The 24338-nt window shown below is 45.1% G+C and carries 18 protein-coding genes; 6 read left to right on the top strand and 12 right to left on the bottom strand.

Annotation, left to right across the window (positions count from 1 at the left end; translation table 11 throughout):
• Positions 1–896: DUF6261 family protein (locus X919_RS15445; protein WP_036918024.1), on the top strand; the 896-nt coding region annotated here is incomplete at its 5' end.
• A gap of 253 nt (positions 897–1149) precedes the next feature.
• Here the strand turns inward: X919_RS15445 and dnaJ are convergent.
• The 5 genes from dnaJ to X919_RS0112440 form a co-directional block, all read right to left on the bottom strand.
• Positions 1150–2298: a molecular chaperone DnaJ gene (dnaJ, locus tag X919_RS0112460; protein WP_028900395.1), complete on the bottom strand. Its 1149-nt coding sequence runs from the start codon at positions 2296–2298 to the stop codon at positions 1150–1152.
• Positions 2299–2312: 14 nt separating this feature from the next.
• A complete protein-coding gene (gene grpE, locus X919_RS0112455; protein ID WP_028900394.1) occupies positions 2313–2891 on the bottom strand; it encodes a nucleotide exchange factor GrpE in 579 nt (192 codons plus the stop codon).
• Between the two features lie 141 nt (positions 2892–3032).
• Positions 3033–4652, bottom strand: a complete 1620-nt coding sequence (locus X919_RS0112450) for an ABC-F family ATP-binding cassette domain-containing protein (RefSeq protein WP_028900393.1) — start codon at positions 4650–4652, stop codon at positions 3033–3035.
• 119 nt (positions 4653–4771) lie between these two features.
• Positions 4772–5977: a C1 family peptidase gene (locus tag X919_RS0112445; protein ID WP_028900392.1), complete on the bottom strand. Its 1206-nt coding sequence runs from the start codon at positions 5975–5977 to the stop codon at positions 4772–4774.
• 46 nt (positions 5978–6023) lie between these two features.
• The gene (locus X919_RS0112440; protein WP_028900391.1) at positions 6024–7433 is read right to left on the bottom strand and encodes an aminopeptidase P family protein; all 1410 of its coding nucleotides are present in this window, start codon (positions 7431–7433) and stop codon (positions 6024–6026) included.
• A gap of 102 nt (positions 7434–7535) precedes the next feature.
• Here X919_RS0112440 and X919_RS0112435 point away from each other — a divergent pair, with 102 nt between their 5' ends.
• Positions 7536–8381, top strand: a complete 846-nt coding sequence (locus X919_RS0112435) for a patatin-like phospholipase family protein (protein WP_028900390.1) — start codon at positions 7536–7538, stop codon at positions 8379–8381.
• 70 nt (positions 8382–8451) lie between these two features.
• Positions 8452–8859, top strand: a complete 408-nt coding sequence (locus X919_RS16710; protein ID WP_155949729.1) for a hypothetical protein — start codon at positions 8452–8454, stop codon at positions 8857–8859.
• Here the strand turns inward: X919_RS16710 and X919_RS0112425 are convergent.
• From X919_RS0112425 to X919_RS0112395, 6 genes are all read right to left on the bottom strand, one after another.
• Entirely contained in the window at positions 8826–10193 is a 1368-nt protein-coding gene (locus tag X919_RS0112425; RefSeq protein WP_028900388.1) for an MFS transporter, read from the bottom strand. The genes X919_RS16710 and X919_RS0112425 overlap by 34 nt on opposite strands.
• Positions 10194–10212: 19 nt before the next feature.
• On the bottom strand, positions 10213–12381 hold the full coding sequence (locus X919_RS0112420; RefSeq protein WP_028900387.1) for a dipeptidyl-peptidase Dpp5: 2169 nt from the start codon (positions 12379–12381) through the stop codon (positions 10213–10215).
• Positions 12382–12512: 131 nt separating this feature from the next.
• Positions 12513–14438, bottom strand: coding sequence for a membrane protein insertase YidC (yidC, locus tag X919_RS0112415; protein WP_028900386.1), 1926 nt, complete (start codon positions 14436–14438; stop codon positions 12513–12515).
• Positions 14438–16045: a CTP synthase gene (locus X919_RS0112410; protein WP_028900385.1), complete on the bottom strand. Its 1608-nt coding sequence runs from the start codon at positions 16043–16045 to the stop codon at positions 14438–14440. The genes yidC and X919_RS0112410 overlap by 1 nt, the downstream gene beginning before the upstream one ends.
• 62 nt (positions 16046–16107) lie before the next feature.
• On the bottom strand, positions 16108–17406 hold the full coding sequence (locus tag X919_RS0112405; protein ID WP_028900384.1) for a DUF3078 domain-containing protein: 1299 nt from the start codon (positions 17404–17406) through the stop codon (positions 16108–16110).
• A gap of 829 nt (positions 17407–18235) precedes the next feature.
• Positions 18236–19045, bottom strand: a complete 810-nt coding sequence (locus tag X919_RS0112395) for a hypothetical protein (protein WP_028900383.1) — start codon at positions 19043–19045, stop codon at positions 18236–18238.
• Positions 19046–19155: 110 nt separating this feature from the next.
• Between X919_RS0112395 and X919_RS0112390 the strand changes: the two genes are divergently transcribed.
• The 3 genes from X919_RS0112390 to X919_RS0112380 are packed head-to-tail and all read left to right on the top strand — an operon-like array spanning position 19156 to position 22060.
• The gene (locus X919_RS0112390; protein ID WP_028900382.1) at positions 19156–20427 is read left to right on the top strand and encodes a replication-associated recombination protein A; all 1272 of its coding nucleotides are present in this window, start codon (positions 19156–19158) and stop codon (positions 20425–20427) included.
• Between the two features lie 17 nt (positions 20428–20444).
• Positions 20445–21401 (top strand): D-2-hydroxyacid dehydrogenase, encoded by a 957-nt coding sequence (locus X919_RS0112385; RefSeq protein ID WP_028900381.1) that lies wholly within the window; start codon positions 20445–20447, stop codon positions 21399–21401.
• 11 nt (positions 21402–21412) lie between these two features.
• Positions 21413–22060: a trimeric intracellular cation channel family protein gene (locus tag X919_RS0112380; protein WP_028900380.1), complete on the top strand. Its 648-nt coding sequence runs from the start codon at positions 21413–21415 to the stop codon at positions 22058–22060.
• Between the two features lie 199 nt (positions 22061–22259).
• Here the strand turns inward: X919_RS0112380 and uvrB are convergent, their stop codons facing one another.
• Positions 22260–24302: an excinuclease ABC subunit UvrB gene (gene uvrB, locus X919_RS0112375; protein WP_028900379.1), complete on the bottom strand. Its 2043-nt coding sequence runs from the start codon at positions 24300–24302 to the stop codon at positions 22260–22262.
• Positions 24303–24338 lie beyond the last annotated feature (36 nt).

The following is a 24338-nucleotide window of genomic DNA, read 5'->3' as shown; positions in this document are numbered from 1 at the left end:
AGGCCGAGGACGAGGCGATGTTCCCCAAGAAGGGAAACGAGATGAATGCGCAGCTGCGCGAGTTGGACGATCGCCGCGACAAGGCCTACTATTCACTGCAACACGCCGTGGACGCGGGCCTCTACAGCGAGGAGGCGGAAGAGTTGGAGGCTGCGAAACGCATCGACGAAATCATGAAACGCTATGCCGGTGTGGCTACGATGAACTATGACAAGGAGACGGGCGGGCTGAAAAACTTGCTGGCCGATTTGGCTGAAACCGAGGCCGCAAAAGCCGTGAAGGTGCTGCATGCCGAGGGTGCCGTGAAGCGCCTTGGCGACCACAACAAGGCGTTCGATGAGGCGTTCCGCGGTCGATTTGCTGGCGACAAAAAGCTGTTCGACATGAAAGCGCTGCGCCGCGTCACCGACAAAGCCATCGACGCCGTGGTGCGCCGCATCGATTCGTTGGACGACCTCGAGCCGTCGGCGGCCATCACCGCCTTGATTAACCGCTACAACCAGTTGGTGGACAACCGCCACACGCTGCTCAAACAGCGCGAAACGACGAATGCGAAGGCCAATGCGGCGAAGATCGAAGAGCAACGCAAGATGCTCACGCCGCTGTTCGACGCGCTGGCCAAGACGTTGGGTGTAGCTCCCGAAGCGGTGCATTATTCGGGTGAAAACCGCGGCTCGGGCACTGCAAAGTGCTATCGATTGACCATCGACGGCCGCGCAACCAGCGTTTGGACGAAGGTGAACCGCAAGAAATTGGTCGAGGTGGCCGAAAAGGATTTGCCGAAAGCATCGTCAAACAAAAAGCATGGTGCGGCGGATAATTCAGGTGGCAGCCATGCCAACGGCGAAAATCCCAGCGCCGAACATGGTTCGGCCACGGTGACACCAAAACCATAAAATTCCATTCATTTAGAGTTGAGGGGGCGGGAGTGCGCGATGCATTTCCGCCCCCGATTGTTGTGTGGTGGAGATTTGTTTATGTGTTTTCTGCATGGAAACGCCGCTGCGCGGGCATGGTAAGGCACATCATGGGGTTGGATGCAAAGGTATGGCTGCAGCACTTTTTTAACACCACGGGGAATGGTCATAAGAAAAGAGCACAAGCTTGTTAGTCGGCATGCGCTCTTTTCTGTTTTTCTCCGAACCTGTGTTAGGCGGTGAAATAATTCTTAAAGCGTTCAAAAATGGTTCGTTTCGTCTCGCTATCGCCTTTGAAATTGTCGCTGTCCTTTAGTTTCTCGATAGCTTGCTTCTCGGCTTTGTCGAGTGTTTTGGGAACATAGACGCTGAGGTTCACCACCAAATCGCCCATTTCGTCGCCATAACCCTGTACGGCGGGCAGTCCTTTGTGCCGCAGACGCAACGTTTTTCCAGGCTGGGTTCCGGGCTCAATCTTAATTTTCACTTTGCCTCCGTCAATGGTTGGGATTTCGGCTTCTCCGCCTAAGGCAGCCATGGGGAAATCGAGCAGCAGATTATAAATGACGTCTTGCCCATCGCGCACGAAGGTGTCGTTGGCCTGCTCCTCGATGAGCACTTGAATGTTTCCAGGAATACCATTGTGCATGCCTGCATTTCCCTTTCCAGGGACATTGACAATCATGCCCTCGGCAACACCTGCGGGGATTTTAATCTCAACCACTTCTTCGCCTTTGACAACGCCCGTACCGCCACATTCTTTGCATTTATTTTTGATGATAGTGCCTTCGCCATGGCATTCAGGGCATTCGGTCTGCGTTTGCATCATGCCCAACATGGTGCGTACGGTGCGAACTACCGCACCGCGTCCATTACAAGTAGGGCAGGTCTCGCTGCCGCTTCCAGCCTCGGCACCAGAACCATGACAATGGTTGCAAGTGATGTCTTTGCGCACTTTGAATTTTTTTGTGATGCCCGTTAGGACTTCTTGAAGGGAGAGAGTCACCTTGAGGCGGAGGTCGTTGCCACGATATTGTGGGCGTTGATGTTGCCCATTGGCAAAGCCGCCAAATCCTGCGTGCCCTCCAAAGATGTCTCCAAACGCAGAGAAGATGTCGTCCATATCCATTCCGCCAGCTCCGAAGCCACCAGCTTGTGCACCGGCAAAGCCAAATTGGTCATATTGTTGGCGCTTTTGTTGGTCGCGCAGCACATCATAGGCTTCGGCGGCCTCTTTAAATTTTTCTTCTGCGTCCTTGTCGTCAGGGTTTCGGTCGGGATGATATTTAATGGCTATTTTGCGATAAGCCAATTTAATTTCTTCGTCTGTTGCTGTTCTCGAAACGCCTAGCACCTCGTAGTAATCTCGTTTTTCTGCCATAATGTGTCTAACTTTTATTGTCCAACGGCCACTTTAGCATGCCGAATAACCTCGTCGTTCATCGTGTAGCCGGTTTGCACACAATCAATCACTTTACCCTTATTTTCATCGCCCATGCCAGGAACCATAGCAACAGCTTCGTGATAGTCGGTGTTGAAGTCGGCTTTTTGGGTGTCGATTTTCTTCACCCCCATGCTTTCTAAGGTTTTGATAAACTTGTTGAATATCATTTGCATGCCAGCCTTTACTGCTTCAACATCGGTACTACCATCTTCTAAGGCACGTTCGAAATCGTCGAGCACGGGCAGGATAGCCGTGACTGTTTTCTTACCGCCATTTAAGATTAAATCGGACTTCTCTTTTGTTGTTCGTTTGCGGAAATTATCAAATTCGGCAATCGTGCGTAGCAATTGATCTTTGAGCTTTTCGTTCTCTTGTTGCAATTGCTCTAAAGGACTTAATTTATTTTCTTTTTCCTTTTCGTCCTGTTTGTCAGTCGAAGCTGACGACTTGTCAGTCTTCTCTGTCTGTTGCTTATCCTCTGCTTTAGCTTTGTTTGTAGCTTCTTCTGAGAGGTTTTCAAAGTTTGCCATATTGTTTGTCTTATTTATTTGTTATTTTGTGCATCAATGCAAATAGTATGCCAAGATATTGTAGGCAAAATGGATGTACAGAAAGGTACATCCACTTGGTTATCATCGCAAGACTTACACCATCCTTGCGATTTTAGCTTTCTATTGATACATTTTCGCACGTTGTGCTTTGATTCCTTCGTCATGAATGTATTCGTCGTAGGGCATGAGCTTATCGATTGTGCCATTGGGTGTCAATTCGATAATGCGATCAGCCACAGTCTCGATGAATTCATGGTCGTGACTTGAGAAAAGGATATTGCCTTTAAATTGTGTGAGGTTATTGTTGAATGCCTGAATACTTTCCAAATCTAAGTGGTTTGTGGGAGTATCTAAAATGAGGCAATTCGCATTTTGTAGTTGCATGCGCGCAATCATGCAGCGCATCTTTTCGCCACCAGACAGAACGTTAACTTTTTTAAGGATTTCTTCTCCACTAAAGAGCATACGCCCTAAATAACCTTTCATCATCACTTCGTTGCCTACACCATATTGGCTGAGCCAATCGATGAGATTTAAATCGCAGTTGAAAAATGCCGTATTGTCGAGTGGAAGATAGGCAGTGGTGATGGTCACTCCCCATTTGAATGTGCCTGTATCAGGTGTTCGGTTGTTGTTGATGATTTCAAAAAGTGCTGTCATAGCTTTGGGATTGTGGCTTAAAAACACAACCTTTTGGCCTTTTTCAATATTGAAATTTACATGGTCGAAGAGCACGCCTCCATCTGCATCAACAGCTTTCAAATCTTCGACTTCGAGAATTTGATTGCCTGGTTCGCGTTCCATCTGGAAGATGATGCCTGGATATTTTCGACTTGAAGGCTTGATTTCTTCCACATTTAATTTCTCCAACATCTTTTTGCGTGAGGTGGTCTGCTTACTCTTAGCCACATTAGCCGAGAAACGGCGAATAAACTCTTCTAATTGTTTCTTCTTCTCTTCGGCCTTCATCTTTTGGTTTTGTGCTTGACGCAATGCTAATTGCGAACTTTCATACCAGAACGAATAGTTACCTGCGAACACTGTAACTTTTCCAAAGTCGATATCTATGGTTTGCGTGGAAACGGCATCAAGGAAGTGACGGTCGTGGCTCACAACGAGTACAGTCTGATTCTCGTCAATTTCTCCTAAATAATCTTCTAACCATTCTACGGTGTCTAAATCAAGGTCATTAGTAGGCTCATCGAGTAGCAAATTATCGGGCTTTCCAAATAGAGCTTTGGCCAACATGACCCGCACCTTCTCGGTATTGCTTAATTCGCCAACGATTTTTTGATGCAAGTCCTCTCCAATGCCTAAATTCTGCAGTAATTGTGCAGCTTCACTTTCAGCTTCCCAACCATTCATTTCAGCGAATTTTTCTTCTAATTCAGCAGCACGATTACCATCTTCTTCAGTCATTTCTTCTTTGCTGTAGAGACGTTCGCGCTCTTTCATATTTTCCCAAAGCGGTTGGTGACCCATGAGTACAGTGTCAAGCACCTTAAACTCGTCGTATTTAAAGTGATCTTGTTCCAAGACAGAGAGACGTTCTCCTGGTCCTAATTCCACCGTCCCATGATTGGGCTCAAGATCGCCGCTAATAGCTTTAAGTAGCGTTGATTTTCCAGCTCCATTAGCCCCAATGACACCATAGATGTTGCCTCGAGTGAATTTAATATTTACATCTTTGTATAGAACTCTCTTTCCAAATTGGATTGCAAGATTGGTGAGTGTTATCATCTTCTTTATAATCTTAATAATGAATTAATTGGCTGCAAAGGTAAGCAAAATTATTCAGAAAACAAAAACGAGACGTAGCCCTGAAGCTAAGTCTCGTATTCTTTTGTCATTGAAAGAAATTATATACCTAATTTCTTTCTGATGTCTTTGGGTACGGCGTTCACATTAACCATAAAGTCCATGGTGTTATTTGCAATATAGTTTTTGGTCATATACCACATACCCTTATAGTCGCCGACTTCACCCCATGAGTTCTTAACCATATAATATTCTTTTCCATTCTGATCTTTTGCGATACCATAGATGAGCATGCCATGGTCATCAGTCAGTTCCCAATTATCAAAACGTTCTTGGCGTAACTTCTGTGTAGGTGTTACTTCTGGGACGATGCATCCTAACGAATCAAGCACATTTTTCTTTTCAGCGCGTGTTAGCTTCAGCCAATGTGCCATATCGCTACCACTCAAACTTTGTGCTTTCTTTGAGTCGATGGAGTAGGCTAATCCGTCGCGTGTAAATCCTGGTTCTGAAACATCTCCTCCCCATGCAACTGTATAGCCATTCATTACGGCATTATCAATGATGCGCATCATGTCATCGAGAGGAAGGTTCCATGAGAGTGGATTACGCCAGTTATCTTGTACTTCAACGGCGAAAGCAGTCCAAAAAGGATGGTGCGTGTAGCTTGTGAAGCTTACATAATCATCGGGATTAATCTCTAAACTTTGTGCAAATGTTTGTGGAGTATAACTCTTTCCTTGATAGGTAAATCTATCGGGACATTTACCTAAGTATGCGTCTAAAATACCTTGCAAGGCTACTTTCCATTGTGGAGAAAGTTTGTCGCTCTTTGTTTTGGCTATAGCTTGTACATAGGGTGTCATGACAGCGAAGAATTCATTGAAATTGTTCAAAGAATCGCCATAGAGTGTGCCTGGGAGTGGCATGGCTTCTTCTGGACACATGCCATAATGCTTTAAACAATAGATGGGATCGTAAGCGCTTCCACCTTGAGCGAATTGTGCATCGCCATGCATGCGTACCACCTGAATGGCACGATCCAAATATGTCTTATTTGCAACAAAGGCCTCGCAGAGGTCATATGTTTTCCCCGTTTTCTTTAATATCTCAGCTTCTAAGAAACTCAGTGTTGAATAGTCCCAACAGGTACCACTGCGGCTCTGGTTCTTAACACTTGTAATTTTGTTCTCTTTGATGGTAGTAAAGACTGGTTTGTTAGCATTCTTTTTATTGTCTTTCTTTTCTTGAGCCTGTGCACCGAAAGCTACAAGTGCTACAAGCGCCATAACTAAAACTTTTTTCATTTATTCAAAATATAATATTTATGTTAAAATTGCAATTATCTATTGTTTATTCTGAACGATGCGCGGCCATGAACTCTTCAACGTCTTTTGGATGATAGGGTATGCGCTGTGCACCTATAAAGCGGCAACCTTGAGGTGTGATGAGCACATCGTCTTCAATTCGGATGCCACCAAAATCTTTATAGCTCTCAATCTTATCGAAGTTTAGGAAGGCAGCACAATGTTGTTTGGCTTTCCATTCATCTATCAAGGCCGGGATAAAATAGATTCCGGGTTCGTCGGTCACCACGAAACCTTCTTCTAATCGGCGACCCATGCGCAGATTATTTGTACCGAATTGCGTGAGGTTTGGACGAGTTTCCTCGTCAAATCCTACATTGATTTGGTCTAAATTCTCCATATCGTGCACATCCATACCCATCATGTGACCTAAACCATGTGGCATGAATAGCGCGTGCGCACCAGCTTGCACGGCGGCTTCTGTGTCGCCTTTGGTGAGACCTAAATCCTTCAATCGGTCAAACATTAATCGGCAAACGGCAAAGTGGACATCGGCATAGCGAATGCCAGGTTTGGCTACTTCTAAGGTGTAGTCGTGGCAGGCTTCAACAATGGAATAGATTTCGAATTGCCGCTGCGAGAATTTTCCAGAGACAGGCATCGTGCGCGTGTTGTCACTGCAATAATTGTTGATGGTTTCAGCTCCTGCATCACAGAGTGCTAAGCGTCCGGCCTCAAGCTTATTCATTGAAGGGTTGCCGTGTAAAATTTCACCATGTTGTGTGTAGATGGTGGGGAAGCTCACCATTGCTCCGTATGAGTTTGCGATGCCATCAACTTGTCCGCCCACAAATTTCTCGGTTACTCCAGGGCGCGTCAGGCGCATGGCTGTGGTATGCATTTCGTAGCCAATGACGGCAGCACGTTCTAACTCTTCAACTTCTTGTGGTTCTTTCACGGAGCGCATTTTCACCACGGCCCGAATCAAATCCATACTTGCATCCTCTTTCTGCTGTGTAGGATGAATTCCGAGGAGGTCGAAAATTTGAATTTTTATATCGTGACGATAGGGTGGTAGGAAATGAATCTTGCGGTGTGTGCGCAGTGCTTCATTGCAGATGAGCTTCAGATGCTTCATGGGCAATGTTTCATCGGCACCACATTGTTGTGCCATATCGTGCATGCTATGAACAGAGCCATACCAAACGATGTCTTCAATGTCGATATCGTTACCAATCAAGATGTCGCGGTTGTTATCAATGTCGATAACGCCTACCAGTCCATCACGTTGCAAACCGAAATAATAGAGGAATGACGAGTCTTGACGGAAAGGGTAGTAACCGTTATTGGGAAAATTAACTGGCGACTCATTGTTGCCAAAAAGAATGACGACACCTTCGTTAACGAGCTTCTTGAGTTCATTGCGCCGTCTTACGTAAGTAGCAGTATCAAACATTTTTGTTTTCATTGATTTGGCTACAAAGTTATATATTTTTCGCCTAAAAGTTCTATCTTTGCAATAAAATTAAGCTTAAAGCTATAAAATTATTAGTTAGCGATGGAAATAAATCATCAAACAGGGTTAGTTTTGGAAGGTGGCGGCATGCGTGGCGTGTTCACAAGTGGTGTGCTCGATGCCTTGATGAAACATGCCATTTATTTTCGCTATGTAGTTGCTGTTTCGGCGGGAGCGTGTAATGGCATGAGCTATGTGAGTAGGCAGCCCCGGCGCGCGCGCATAGCCAATATTGATTATCTGTCGCGTTATCATTACATTGGTTTGCGTCATTTGGCTCAGCAGGGGTGCATTTTCGACCGCGATTTGCTCTATAATAAGTTTCCCAATCATCTCATCCCCGTAGATTTTGATGAATATTTTCAGCATGCCGACACCTTCGAAGTGGTGACAACGAACTGTCTTACGGGGCGTGCGATGTATCTCACTGAGACGCAATCGCGCCAGCGTGCTATCGACATTCTGCGTGCTTCGAGCAGTCTGCCCTATGTGAGTAGCATTGTGACGGTGGATGGCATTCCCATGCTCGATGGAGGAATTGTCGACAGCATACCCGTGGAGAGGGCTATTGCTCAGGGACACGCTACCAACGTGGTGGTGCTCACGCGCAATAAGGGGTGGCGCGACACGAATCCCGACCTCAAGCAACCGCGCTTTGTTTACAGTCAGTATCCCCGTTTGCGCTTGGCCTTGAGCCGTCGGCATGAGGTTTATAATCGTCAAATCGATTTGGTGGATCGTTTGGAGGCCGAAGGCAAAATTGTTTGCATCCGACCCATTCGTCCATTAGAAGTGGGGCGAATGGAGAGCGATGTAGAGAAGTTGGAACGCCTTTATCAGGAGGGCTTTGATTTGGGCGAAGCCTTCGCACAGCAATATCACATGTAATTTTTAAGCGAAAGGGTGGCATCATTTCTGGCTAATACCTCCTGGTTTGGGTTGCGGCAGTCATAAGGTTATGCCAGCGCTTCCTGGTTTGGGTTGTGGCAGTCATAAGGTTATGCTAATGCTTCCTGGTTTGGGTTGCGGCAGTCATAAGGTTATGCCAGCGCTTCCTGGTTTGGGTTGCGGCAGTCATAAGGTTATGCCAGCGCTTCCTGGTTTGGGTTGCGGCAGTCATAAGGTTATGCCAGCGCTTCCTGGTTTGGGTTGTGGCAGTCATAAGGTTATGCCAATGCTTCCTGGTTTGGGTTGTGGCAGTCATAAGGTTATGCCAATGCTTCCTGGTTTGGGTTGCGGCAGTCATAAGAAGGTTTATGTAGCAACGAAAACGGGAGTATTCCAGTTGGAACACTCCCATTTGTGTGCAGGGTGGCGAACATCGCACCACACTTATTTTTTGATATTGGCCTCTTGCAGTCCGTAGTGTTTTTTCTTGTCGAACGCCAACAAGGCAAAGGCCAGCAGAATGGCCATGATGCCACAGCCCATGAATAGCATCTCCATGCGGCTAAATGTGGGGTCGGCTTCGTTGAGCTTGCCAATGGCTACGGGGAAAAGACTCAAGCCGATGTTTTGAATGAAGAAGATGATGGCATAGGCCGAACCTAAGAGTTTCAGCGGAATGATTTTGGGCACACTGGGCCACATAGCCGAGGGCACCAGCGAAAAGGCTATGCCAAGGACAATCATCATCACTACGGCAAACCAACCGACGGGCAGCAGATGAACCATGAAAATGAAGTGAACCAAAGCCAGCATGGTGCTGCCAATGAGCATGAGGGTTACGCCTTTGCCAATTTTATCGTAGATGATGCCAAAAATGGGCGTGAGGGCAATGGTGCCTAAGGGGAGCAAACCAGGTAATGTGCCTGCAAATTGTGTGGGCACATGATAGTTGGCTACCATGAGCTTTGTTGCAAATTTCAAGAAAGGGAACACGCCTCCATAGAACATCAAGCAGAGCAATGCAATGCACCAGAACCCAGGATTGGTGAAGATAAACTTCAAATCGGCGAAGTGGAATCCTTCGTCGTCAGCGCTGTGCTGTGTCTCGGTGTCTATGGCTGCGGCCGAAGCATCAAGCTTTCTGTCCATCACGGTGTAGACAATAAAGGCTAAAAGTCCCACAATGAGCAGCACAGCACCCAACAAGACGGGGGCGCTCACGCGGTTGCCAAAGGCGCGTGCCACAGGCAAGGAGAAGCTCATGGCTGCAAAAGTGCCCATGCGGGCTAAACCCACTTGCACGCCCATGGCCAATGCCAGCTCGTGACCAGTGAACCATTTGGTGATGACTTTAGAAACGGTGATGCCGCAAATTTCGCATCCCACTCCGAAAATGGCAAAGCCTAAGCAAGCCACAGCGGCCGACATGGGCAAAGAGAATGTGCCAAGAGTGAACTGGCTATCGCCAAAGTCAACAGAAACACCAACATATTTAATCAACACCCCAATAACCATGAGGCTGCAAGCCATGATGCCTGTGAAGCGAATGCCCATCTTGTCGAGGATAATTCCGCCAAAGAAGAGCATTAAAAGGAATACGTTGATGAAACCATAGCTACCGGCAAAAATGCCATAATCGCCGGCCGTCCAGCCTAAGCCGCCTTGGGCTTTTGGCGTCTCGAGCAACACCTCGAGTGGCGACATGACGTCGGTTATAAAGTAACCCATCATCATCGTGAAGGCCACGATGAGCAGTGCTGTCCAACGCGCACCAGTGCTGTCGCTGAGCTTTTTTTGAATTAATTCTGTCATATTTTTGTATTGTTTTGATTTACTTGTTTGTGGTTAGCCATCTGTCCAACCAATCGAAATAGGTGCGTTGCCAAAGAATTCCATTCTGAGGCTTTAACACCCAGTGGTTTTCATCGGGGAAGAGCAACATTTCGGCTGGGATGCCACGCAAACGTGCTGCGTTAAATGCACCCATGCCTTGGTTGGCATTGATGCGATAGTCTTTCTCGCCGTGGATAATCAGGATGGGGGTATCCCACTTGTCAACAAACTTGTGGGGGCTGTTGGCATAGGTCTTCTTTGCCGCTTCTGTGGCATCAGCATTCCAATAGGCATCGTCATACTCCCAGTTGGAGAACCAAACCTCTTCCGTGTCGGTGTACATGCTTTCGAGGTTGAATGCGCCGTCGTGGGCAATGAATGCTTTGAAACGTTTGTTGTGATGCCCCGCAAGATAATAAACCGAGAAACCACCAAAGCTGGCTCCAACGCAGCCTAAACGCTCTTTGTCGACAAAGGGCAGGTTGTTGGCCGCATCGTCGATGGCGCTGAGATAGTCGTCCATACATTGTCCCGTCCAATCGCCGCTCACAGCCTCATTCCATTCATGGCCAAAACCAGGCAAACCGCGCCGATTGGGCGCAACGATTACATAGCCTTTTGAAGCCATGAGGAAGAAATTCCAACGATAGCTCCAAAACTGGCTAACGGGGCTTTGTGGTCCACCTTCACAGAAGAGCAAAGTGGGATATTTCTTCGTTGCATCAAAGTTGGGTGGCAATACAATCCAAACCAACTCTTGTTTGCCATCAGTAGTATTGACCCAGCGCTGTTGTAATTTGGGAGTAGCCAACTGACTTAGTAGGGCTTGATTCTCAAAGGTGATTTGGGTGAGCTTACTTTTCTTTTCAGCCTTGGCAGGAGAGAGCAAATATAAGTCGTCGGGTTGCAGCATCGAATGGCGCGACACCAGCAAATTGTTGCTGTTGGCGATTGTCGATAGGCGGGCAAAGTCATACCAGCCGTCACTCAGTTGGGTCACTTTCCCATTAAGCGAAACTTGATAAGCGTTGACGCAAGCGTGCCAGCAACCCAAGAAATAAAGGCTCTTACTGTCGTTAGCCCAAACATATTCGTCGACATTGCTATCGAAATTTTGCTGATTGACGATATATTGTTTCTTGCCTGTAGCGCGATCCATGATGCACAAACGATTCAAATCGCTTTCATAACCATCATGCGCCATGCTCTGCCAAGCAATGTATTTGCCATCGGGCGAAAACTTGGGATTGGTGTCATAGCCCACTTGCATATCTCCTTGTTGCTGGTTGACTTGTTGATGTTTAAGCGATTTTGTCGCATCAACCTGTGGAGCGACATAACCTTCGGGCTTGCACAAGTTGGTGGTTTTGCCCGAACTTACTTCGTACAAATAAATATCTGTATCGGTGGAGATAGCATATTGCACGCCCTCTTTCTTTCGACTGGTGTAAGCAATAAACTTAGAGTCGGGGCTCCAAGCAATTTGTTCTATACCGCCAAAGGGTGCGACGGGAGCCTCAAAAGGCTCACCAGCCATGATATCTGTAGCTGTTGTAATGCTGTTTCCTGTAACATTTGCAATAAATGGGTGCAGGATTTCAGTAACATAATGATCCCAATGTCGATAGTTCATATCGGTGATGAGCATACCTGTCGCCTTAGGGAGATCTGTTGGTGTTTCTTTGATTGTACCATGATAGGGGAGACTTTGTAGCATGACAACTTTTTTCCCATCGGGCGAGAAAGCAAATCCTTCTACTTTTCCACCAGTGTGAGAAAGTTGCTGACGCTGTTCACCTGTCACATCCATAGACCATATCTCGCCACCGCGTAGGAAAACAATTTTATTTCCCAACCAAGCAGCATCGCTTTCGCGTTGATCATCCTTCGTGAGCAACCGTTTATTCTTTCCATTAAGTTCCTGAATAAACAATTTAGTTTGGCTGTTGTTGTTGGGAACGCTGTAGTAGGACACTTGATAAACAACGTATTTTCCATCGGGTGAAGTCGCCGAAGCACCCATACGTCCCAACTGCCATAAGTCCTCTGCAGTCATATTGCGTTGTTGTGTCTGTGCTGTAGATGTAGTCTGGTTCATCTTTGCGTTCATTGATAGTGGTGCTGCCAGTATGATTGCAGCAAGCACCAAGTTTGAAATTTTATTCATGGGAATATCGGTAAAAAGCAATAGATGCTACAAGAGTTGGGAAGCTAAGACCTTTTTATGCGATAATATGTTGCAATGTGGTGCATATTTCTCCACAATCTCTTATAGAATCTATTGCAATGTATGATGAATTATTTTTCTTTCTTTTTATTCAGTTCATTTTGCTTGCGCCGCGTTTCTTCTAATTGTTTTTGTTGCATTTCTTGAATGGCTTGCAAACGTGCGGCCAAACCTGTCATTTTCTTTGGGTTGCTCTTATTTTCTTCATAACGATTTTCAAGCATTGCAAGCAACTTCTCATCGTTTGTTGTCTTTCGAAGTACCCACATGATGGCTGCACTGAAGAACAAACTAATGAAATAATAGAAGTTTAGCCCAGCACTATAATCGTTAAACATGAAGAAGAACATGATGGGCATAGCAAACATCATATATTGCATCATTTTCATTTGCTCAGCTTGTTGTCCAACCATTTGATCCTTTTGTTGGCGCATGGTCATGATTGTATAGAGCACATTGGCAACGCAGAACAAGATACAAGTCAAACTAATGTGATCGCCAATCAGCCAAATATTATGTCCCCATTCGTAGATTGGGTCATAGGTGCTCAAATCCTTTATCCATAAGAAGTGTTCACCGCGCAATTGAATGGCATTGGGAACAAAATTAAACATTGCAATCCAGATGGGCATTTGAATGAGCATCGGTAGGCATCCCGATAAGGGACTGACTCCATATTTTGAATACTCAGCCATCATGGCTTGCTGTTTTTGCATTTGATCCTCAGGCTTATTAAATTGCTTTGTAGCCTCGTCTAATTTCGGCTTCAACACACGCATCTTTGCGCTACTCATGTAGCTTTTCTTTACCATCGGATAGGTGATGAGCTTTAATAGTAGTGTAATGAGAATTAAAACGATTCCCATGTTGATATTTAAGCCTGTTAAGAAGTCGAAGACATAAAGTGTAAACCAACGGTTGATGATGCGGAATAGGGGCCAACCTAAATAAACCAAACGTTGTAATTGTAAATCCTTGCCAAATGTACTTTCTTTCTCTACGCGTTGTAGGATGCGGAAATCATTTGGACCATAATAGAATTCAAATTCAGAAGGAATACGACCTGATGGGTCAAGTTTTGTTTTTAGCTTTGCGCCGTATTGCTTAAGATAACCTGTTCCTTTTTCTTCAGGGATTGATGTCATGGATGCATTCGATTCGAATCCGTTCTTAGCTATCATTACTGCGCTGAAGAACTGGTTTTTAAAGGCTACCCAGTCAATAGGTTCCTCAATAGCCTTGTCAACTTCTTCTTTACTTTCACTTAGATAATCTGTGCCCCCTTTTGTAGCATGATAGGTAAGTGTAGCATAGCGATTCTCAAAAGAGAAACCTTTCTCTTGCTGGAAAATTCTATCTTTCCAGTCAACATATAGTGCTTGTGAATTGGGTGCGAAACTTCCATCCATACCCTGAACCTTGAGGCTCATGTGTAATAAATAATCACTTCCTAAGCGATATTGCATAACAATGCTTTGCCCCATTTTAGATGTTGCGGTAAAGGTGACTGTAGAATCGGTGTAGGATGAAGGCTCAAAGTAAAGGTCGGCCGTATTTATATTAGCCTCTTTCGTAGCTAAACTATAATTGAGACTTTGACTGGTTGAATCAAATAATGTTACATAATTTTTGTCATCCGCATTGCTTTGATGTTGCAAGTCATGTCCGACATAGCCTTTTATAATGGCTTTTTTTACGATAGCCCCTTTTGAACTCAAAGTGAGTTCAACCTTATTGTTTTTTAATGTGATATCTTGTGCAATACCTTTTAGAGCCTGATGAAAAGACAACGTGGTATCAGCGTTAGCGCGTAGTTTTGCAGAGTCTACTTTGTTGGGATTAGCTGCCTGTTTAGCTACTAATTCTTTTTTAGCTTCTGCTATAGAATCTTGTACGAAAGCAGCGCGCTGTTCTTCTGCAGAAGGTTGGTTATACCAACTAAATCCTATAAGGACTACTGCAATTAGTAAAAATCCAATGATGTTATTTTTATCCATTACTTCTTTTTATTTTCTATTGCTTTCTTAATAAAATCAAGGAACAAGGGGTGGGGTTTCAAAACAGTTGATTGATATTCTGGATGGTATTGTGTGCCTATATACCATTTTAATCCTGGTATTTCAACAATCTCTACCAAATCACTCTCGGGGTTCTTTCCCACACACATCATGCCATGTTTCTCAAATTCGGTTTGAAACTCATTATTAAATTCATAGCGATGTCTATGGCGCTCTTGAATATTTTCTTTCTTATAAATATCAAAAACTCGGCTACCTTGTTTTAAATTGCATTCGTATGCTCCAAGACGCATTGTGCCACCCATATTAGAAATGTTCTTTTGTTCCTCCATAATATCAATAACATTATGTGGTGTCTTTTCATCCATTTCGCGACTATTGGCATCTGCATATCCTAAGACGTTACGTGCAAATTCTATTACCATCATTTGCATTCCCAGGCAAATACCGAAGGTTGGAATATCGTGTGTGCGCGTATAGTGAGCAGCGATAATCTTTCCTTCAATACCGCGCTGGCCAAATCCTGGACAAATTACAATTCCATCTTGGTGTGCCAACTTCTCTGCTACGTTGGCTTCGGTTATCTCTTCTGAATTAAGGAAATTAATATTTACCTTGTAATCGTTGTACGTTCCTGCATGAGAGAGACTTTCGCGTATGCTTTTATAAGCATCTTGTAGGTCGTATTTTCCAACAAGTCCAATGTTGACGCTGTCTTTGGCTCTTTTACGTCGGTTGATAAACTCACGCCATGGACCTAATTCTGGTGTTGCACCAATAGGCTCTCCCGTCTTTCTCAAGATAGCCTCATCCAATCGTTGCTGTTGCATGTCAATGGGTACTTCGTAGATTGAAGGTAAATCTTCGCATTGAACGACGCAGTCTAAATCAACGTTACAAAATGCAGCGACCTTTTTTCTTACATCATTGCTCAAATGCTTCTCGGTTCGTAAAACGAGAATATCGGGCTGAATCCCTATGCTCTGTAATTCTTTTACACTGTGTTGGGTGGGCTTTGTCTTGAGTTCTCCTGCAGCTTTCAGATAGGGAACATAGGTGAGATGGATATTAACGGCACGTTTGCCCAATTCCCATTTAAGCTGACGTATAGCTTCCATGAATGGTGCGCTCTCAATATCTCCAATTGTTCCACCAATCTCTGTAATGACGAAATCATAATGATATTTTTGGCCTAAGAGCTTTATATTGCGTTTAATTTCATCTGTGATATGTGGAACCACTTGTATGGTTTTGCCTAAATAATCACCTCGGCGTTCTTTATCAATGACCGATTTATAGATCCTCCCCGTCGTCATGCTGTTAGCTTTCGTGGTTTGGATACCCGTAAATCGTTCATAGTGCCCCAAGTCTAAATCGGTTTCCATTCCATCAACCGTCACATAACATTCTCCATGTTCATAAGGGTTGAGTGTGCCTGGATCGATATTAATATAGGGGTCAAACTTTTGTATTGTAATATTGTAACCTCTTGATTGTAAAAGTTTACCTATTGAGGCGCTAATAATTCCTTTTCCTAATGAGGAAACAACGCCACCTGTTACGAAAATATATTTTGTTTCAGCCACGTGTAATTACTTTTTATTCATTTATAAAAATTATATTCTTTTCCAAACGTTGCCCTGTTTTCCTAAAAAGAATAGGCTATACCAAAGCTTGCATATTCTTTTATTTGCCAATAGCCAAATTTATGATCGCGTAATCCTGCGTCATCAAAGCGAGGATATATAAAGATGTTACTACTGAGGTAGCGGCTGAATTGCAAAATGAATGTGTTTTCCCACTCTATTTCGCTGCGGCGATAGGTGGTGTAGCCGTATAAGCGTGTCTGCCATTTCACTCTGTCGCTAAAGTTCCATTGCAAGTCAAAAGTGCATTCCGAACCCAAATTATGTAAGGTATGATGGCCTGCATCTAATCCGTTGCGTTCGCTTAGTGACAACCGACTTACATATTTAAAGTTATAGGCGAGCGGTGCCATGTGTATTGAGCCAACCAAACGTTTATTAAACCATTCCACATTATAATCCATACCAAGCGAAAGATTTACGTTGAGCGGATTGGCGAAAGCACTATAAACGAACGGGTCATTATTTTTAACTCCATGAAGGAATTGCGTGTTGCCTATGAGCTGTATGGTGTAATACCATTTCTTTGTGGCTTGGAAACCCAATTTTCCGGTGTAGCGCAGCAGGTCTTCGCTTGTTTTTAATTTGTGCAGATTGTCTGTTTGGGAAGTTTGTATGCCCAATTTCATTTCCAACTTGTTATCCCATTTGACCTTTTGCTTGTTATTATAATTCGCTGCTAATGTAACCGCTCCTACGGCACTATAGTTGCTTTCTCCGCCTTTATACCAGTTGTCGGAGATATAATTTTGAATGAATTGCAGGTAGAAATCACCATGATAAGTCCAGAAATTGGGCTTATAAACCTTGATGTCTGGCGCTTCAGGTTTCGGTTCTTCAATTTTCGAAACTTTTTCTATAGGCAATTGCTTGTTAACAGCAACTAAAGGTTTGTCGATAGCTTTTGATGGCCCTATTTTATTTAGATAGTCATCGGTGGTTTGAACCAAGTCGGGGCGATGTAAATACACATAAAGCAAGGTGCGGGCAAGGGCGTTTGTTGCGATATCTTGTGAAAAGTCTTTTGCCTCGAGCATCCGTTCGCCAATCTTTCCATAGTAGGTTGGTGGCAAAAACAATGGCGCGTATTTACCCTTTGGAACGAATAATTTTGTGGAGTCACCATTGTAACTCGTATTATTCATGTCGAGTGCTTGCTGTGCTATGCGCAAACTATCTGTATAACGCTCTACAAATGTTTTGCTTCTATTATCAGAAGCAACTGTCAGACGCTGTGCGAAAACTCCTCCAGGAAGTGCATGCAGCAGAAAAATCGCGAGTAAATTTTTTAATGAATTCATATTTCGTGGGCAAAGTTACATGAAAAAAAGCTAATAGACAAGAAACCATTTTGCAAAATACATGTTTTAAATCAGAAACGTGCAATTGGTGGGGTTGGGAGACGATGGGATGTTTTAAAAATAACGGGTTCCAAAGTTGGGGGAACATCAATTCGTTGAAGTTTGCGAGAAGCGAAGCGATTGCAAATGGCCAAACACAGCCTTTCCGCCGCGGCAACTATCTGTGATGCTGCCGAACGCGCCATTTTTGGTAACCCACTTTGTTGCCACATCGGCGGCGAGGGCATTTTTCGCGATAACGAGAGTTGGTTATCGCGAGCGAGGGTAATTTTCACGATAACGAGCAGTGGTTATCGCGGGCGAGGGCATTTTTCGCGATAACGAGAGGTAGTTATCGCGGGCGAGGGCAATTTTCACGATAACGAGAGGTAGTTATCGCGAGCGAGGGCAATTTTCGCGATAACGAGCGTTGGTTATAGCGGGCGAGGGCATTTTTCGCGATAACGAGAGGTAGTTATCGCGGGCGAGGGCATTTTTCGCGATAACGAGAGGTGGTTATCGCGAGCGAGGGTAATTTTCACGATAACGAGAGTTGGTTATCGCGAGCGAGGGCATTTTTCGCGATAACAAGAGTTGGTTATCGCGAGCGAGGGTAATTTTCGCGATAACGAGCGTTGGTTATCGGCGGCGGAGCCCTTCGCCTGAATAGATTTCTTTATTGAATGTGGTGGCGAGCGCTTTGCTCAGGTATGTTTTTCATTTGGATGTGTTGGCGAAACCCTTGCCCAAACATTTTTCTTGATGGCATGTGCAGGCAAGGGCTTTGCCATTAAAAGTCTTCGTCATCACTCATCGAGGATTCCTCAACATCTAAATTGTCAGGATCTTCATCATAAGTGGTTCGATAACTTTCTTCGGTCAATGTTTCTTCGTCAAAGGAATCTTCGTCGTCTTCATCGGTTTCATTAAACTCTTCGTCGAGAAGAACTTCATCTTCAGCGTCAGCATCTAAGTTTTCCTCATCGTCAAAGTCCTCATCCTCGTCAGCGATGTTTTTCGTTGTTTTCAACTCGGGTTTTTCTTTCGCAAAGATAGCCTCGACCCAAGTTCCTTTTTCAATTTCTAACACCTCATAGCCATCTTTGAGCTTCTTTTCATACATGCCTCCGGGTTTGTGCAGACGGTCCTTAGGTAGCGTTGTGGTGCTGATGTCAAAGCCCCGTTCGATGATGTCTTGAATGCTTTGCGACAAGCCTTCCCAACCACTTCCAAAATTGCGGTCTAACACCTCTAATAATTTTGTAGCCGAGATGTGGCGGATATTTTCATAAGTGAGGTCGGTTACACGCAAAATGGGTTTCTTCTTGATAGCCCATTTCACTTTGGTGCTGTCATCGATTTTTACAAAGCCCACCTTAAAACCGCGTTCTTCAAACTTGGCAATCACTTCAGGCTTATCAACTTTTACTTCCTCAATATCGAAAGCACTTTTAATCACATCTACATAATGACGCATGTTCTCTCTCAAATCGCTTTCGCGCTCGGCAGTGTCTAAAAGACGAAATACATCATTTTCCTGAATGTCCCAAATATTACTCTTTGTTAGAGTCCGTAAAGTAAGAGATTTTTGTTGCTTCATACATACTATTTTCTTTGCTGCAAAAGTATATACTTTGGGCCACATGCACAAACTTTTAATTGATATTTTTTTTGCGGTATCATGCGATTTCTTTATTTTTGCAGCGAATTATGAGCGAGCCATTAGCAGAAAGAATGCGTCCTCGAACGCTTGATGATTATGTGGGGCAGCAACATTTAATTGGTGAAGGTGCTGTTTTGCGTAGAATGATAGAAGCAAAACATGTTTCTTCTTTTATTTTATGGGGGCCTCCAGGGGTGGGAAAGACAACTTTAGCACAAATTGTTGCTCACAAGTTGGAAACACCTTTCTACACGCTGAGTGCAGTCACGAGCGGCGTAAAGGAGGTTCGTGAAGTGATTGATAAAGCAAAGAATAATCGTTTTTTCAACACGGCCTCCCCGATATTGTTTATAGACGAGATTCATCGTTTCAGTAAATCGCAGCAAGATTCTTTGCTCGGGGCAGTGGAACGTGGCGTTGTTACCTTGATAGGTGCCACGACCGAAAATCCCTCGTTTGAAGTTATTCGTCCATTGTTGTCACGATGCCAACTTTATGTTTTAAAGGCTTTGACCAAGGATGACTTGCTGCAATTGGCGAAACGTGCTATCGATACGGATGTTGAGTTGCAGAAAAAACACATCGTGCTGCAAGAAACTGAAGCGCTGCTGCGGTATAGTGGGGGAGATGCTCGTAAACTTTTAAACATTTTAGAGTTAGTCGTTGAGGTATCGGGAAAGGATGTTGTTGTGACGAATGCGCTGGTTGAAGAGCGTCTCCAGACCAATCCCATGGCCTATGACAAAGAGGGTGAATTGCACTATGACATCATCTCAGCTTTCATCAAGAGCATTCGAGGAAGCGATCCTGATGCTGCGCTTTATTGGCTGGCGCGCATGATTGAAGGAGGCGAGTCGCCACAATTCATCGCACGCCGCTTAATGATTAGCGCCGCAGAAGATATTGGTTTGGCCAATCCCAACGCCTTGTTGTTGGCCAACACAGCTTTTGATGCCGTCATGAAGATTGGGTGGCCCGAAGCGCGCATCATCTTATCTGAGGTGACGACCTATTTGGCTACAAGTGCCAAGAGCAATTCGGCTTATTTGGCTATCGATGCGGCTTTAGCAAAAGTGCGTGAAACAGGAAATCTCCCTGTGCCTTTGCATCTGCGTAATGCACCCACCAAGCTGATGGCCGAGTTGGGCTATCATGATGGTTATGCCTATCCACACGACTATCCAGACAACTTCACGCCGCAACAATATCTGCCCGAGGCACTGCAGGGCACGCGTTTCTGGGTGGGGCAGCACAGCGCGGCTGAAGAAAAATTAAATCAACAAATGGTGAAAAATTGGGGCGACCGATTTAAAACCTGATAAAAAAATATTGAATCATGAAAATTGTAGAATTAGATGGCTATGCCGTCAATCCAGGCGACCTCAGCTTAGAGGCCTTAAAAGCTTATGGTGAACTTGTTGTTTACGAACGCACAGATGCGAACGATGTTGTCTCGCGCGCACAAGATGCCGAGATGTTGCTCATCAACAAAATCAATCTCACAGCTGATATCCTGGCACAGTTGCCTCGACTGCGCTATATTGGTGTGATGGCGACGGGCTACAACACGGTCGACATTGAAGCGGCAAAAGCACAGGGTATTGTCGTAACCAATATTCCTGCCTACAGCACCGACAGCGTGGCGCAGATGACCTTTGCTCACATTCTCAATCTCACCAACCAAGTGGCTCACTATGCGCAACGTAATCGCGAAGGGCGATGGAGCAAAAATGCTGACTTCTGTTATTGGGATACACCCTTGATAGAGCTGCATGGCAAAACGCTTGGCATCGTAGGACTGGGCAACATCGGCTGCAAGGTGGCACAGATAGCTCACCAATTTGGCATGGATGTGTTTGCACTCACCAGTCGCAACGCTGCCGATTTGCCCGAAGGTATTCAAAAAACCACTTGGGAAGGCCTGCTAGCAGCGAGCGACATCCTGACCTTGCATGCTCCTTTGACTGCCGGCACACAAGAGATGGTGAATGTCGAAGCACTAAAGAGAATGAAGCCTGGTGCACTGCTCATCAACACTAGCCGTGGAGGTCTGATTGATGAACAAGCTGTGGCTGAAGCCTTGGCTACAGGACAATTGGGTGGCTATGGTGCCGATGTGATGACACTTGAGCCACCTGCAGCCGACAATCCCTTGCTTCATGCGCCAAATGCCTATATCACACCCCATATTGCCTGGGCCACGAAGGCTGCACGCCAACGGTTGCTTGACATTTGTATTGAGAATGTTAAAGCTTTCCTGGCAGGTACACCGCAGAATGTTGTCAATCCCTAAGCTCACAAAACATGTTGCCTGCAAATTTAGAGTTAGCACATACGGTGCAACAAATCATCGAGTTCATTGGTACATTTGCCTTTGCTATCTCTGGCATCCGCATGGCCGCTGCAAAGCATTTCGATTGGTTCGGAGGCTTCGTTTGTGGTTTTGCAGTGGCCATCGGGGGTGGAACGATTCGCGATGTGATGTTGGGTGCCACCCCCTTTTGGATGACTTCAACTATCTACATCATTTGCACTATTATTGCCATGTTGGTGGTGATTGTTTTTGCCAAATCGCTCATCCGCTGGGAGAATGCCTGGCTCACCTTCGATACCTTTGGCTTAGCCCTCTTTACCATTGCAGGCTTGCAAAAAACCTTGCAATACGACCACCCTTTTTGGGTGGCCATCATCATGGGCTGCATCACGGGAGTTGCTGGCGGCATCATTCGTGATGTATTGCTCAATCAAGAGCCTGTCATCTTTCAAAAAGATATCTACGCCATGGCCAGTGTAGCTGGCGGACTACTCTACTGGCTGCTTTTCAAGATCGAGGTCAATGTGGGGCTTACTTCTATCGCCACCTTCTTTGCTATCTGTTGCATTCGCTTTTTAGCCATCAAATACCACATTTCATTGCCCATTTTGCGCGATGAAATCAAAGACAATTCGTAATTCTTGGCCCATAACAAAAAGTGCAATACGATTTACGATAGCCAATTCCACGGCATGTTGCTGTGAGTAATGGGATTTTTTGAGATTCCTCCAGTATCTCAATCATTTTTATTTCAGTTGTTAGGGCGGCATTGTGAGTCATGCACAATTGACTGCATCAAAAACTTGGTAGAAATAGGTAACGATGGAGGTGATGAACTTATTTTTCGTTGAGCAGGGCTTCGAGCTTGACGATTTCATCACGATATTGAGCAGCTTGTAGGAAATCGAGCTCTTTTGCAGCTTGTTTCATGAGTGCTGTGGTATTGGCAATGCTCTTTTTGAGTGCTTCCTTGCTCATGCTGCGGCTGATGGGGTCGGCCACGAAGGCTTCGCCAGTTGGATTGAGCTGTGCATATTTTGTGTCTGAGGCTTTTCCTCTCTGTTGCGCCGTCTCAGTGCTTCCGGTCTGTATGGTGAGCGACGATCCAATTTTCTTTTCAATGGGTTTGGGCACAATATGATGGGCTTCGTTGTATTGCATTTGTATGCTGCGTCGGCGCGCCGTTTCATCAATGGTTCGTTGCATGCTTTCGGTGATGCTATCGGCATACATAATAACTTTGCCATGCACGTTGCGAGCAGCTCGGCCAGCCGTTTGTGTCAGACTGCGATGGTTGCGCAAGAAACCTTCTTTGTCGGCATCTAAAATGGCCACCAACGACACTTCGGGTAGGTCGAGTCCCTCGCGTAGCAAGTTGACGCCCACTAAAACATCGTAGACGCCAGCACGCAAATCGTTCATGATTTTCACCCGATCTAATGTAGCTACATCGCTGTGGATGTAGTTGGTTTTGATGTCATGATTTAAAAGGAACTCGGTCAGCTCTTCGGCCATTCGCTTTGTAAGTGTGGTCACCAATACACGCTCTTGCTGGTCGATGCGATGGAGTATTTCGGACATAAGGTCGTCGATTTGGTTCTCTGATGGACGCACTTCAATTTCAGGATCTAAGAGCCCAGTAGGTCGGATGATTTGCTCTACTACTACGCCTTCGGCCTCCTCGATTTCATAGTTGGCTGGTGTGGCACTGACGTAGATGATTTGGTGAATGAGGCTGTGAAATTCATCGAACTTTAGCGGACGGTTATCAAATGCGGCAGGCAGTCGGAATCCATATTCTACCAAGTTTTGCTTGCGTGAGCGGTCACCACCATACATAGCGCCGATTTGCGGAATGCTCACATGGCTCTCATCGACGATGATGAGATAGTCTTTGGGGAAGAAGTCGAGCAGACAATAGGGACGATCGCCAGCCTGTCGACCATCAAAATAGCGCGAATAGTTTTCGATGCCGCTACAATGGCCAAGCTCTTTAATCATTTCCATATCGTATTCTACGCGCTCCTTGATGCGTTGTGCCTTGATGTTATCGCCAATCGATTCGAAATAGGCAATACGCTCGACAAGATCATCTTGGATGGCGCGAATGGCATGTGTGGTTTGTTCGGGGGTGGTGACAAATAGGGTAGCGGGATAGATTTCATATTGTTCGAAGCTTTCGAGGCGATGAAACGTGTCAGCTTCAACTTCCTCGATGCTGTCGAGTTCATCATCCCACCATGTGAGGCGCAACACATTGTCACTATAGGTAGTGAAGATGTCTACCGTATCGCCTTTCACGCGAAACATGCCGCGTCCTGGTGCAATGTCATTTCTTACGTATTGCGCATTTACTAGTCGACGCAGGAATTCATTCATGTCTAATTGCTTCCCCTTTTGAATGCGAATGATATTTTCTTCCATCGCAATAGGTGCTCCCATTCCATAGATACAGGACACTGACGAAACAATGACGACATCTTTCCGTCCAGAAAGTAGTGCCGAAACAGCACGCAATCGCAACTTATCGATTTCGTCGTTGATGGCTAAGTCTTTCTCAATATAGACATCGGTCGTGGGAAGATAGGCTTCGGGTTGATAGTAATCATAATACGACACATAATATTCTACGGCATTGTGTGGAAAAAAGCCTTTCATCTCTTCATAGAGCTGTGCAGCTAAAGTTTTGTTGTGGCTCAGGATAAGTGTGGGTTTGTTAGCTTGTGCAATGACATTGGCCATGGTGTAGGTTTTACCCGAACCAGTGACACCAAGCAACACTTGTGAAGTTGTTCCGTCATTAATTCCATCAACTAACTGTTGTATGGCCTGAGGTTGGTCTCCCGTAGGTTTATAGGGTGAAGTAAGTTCAAATTTCATTTATGTATCCTTGTAACGAGATGCAAAGTTACCTCT

This window comes from Prevotella sp. HJM029, from assembly GCF_000599605.1.
Lineage (GTDB): Bacteria > Bacteroidota > Bacteroidia > Bacteroidales > Bacteroidaceae > Prevotella.
This window is presented reverse-complemented; position numbering and strand designations above follow the sequence as displayed.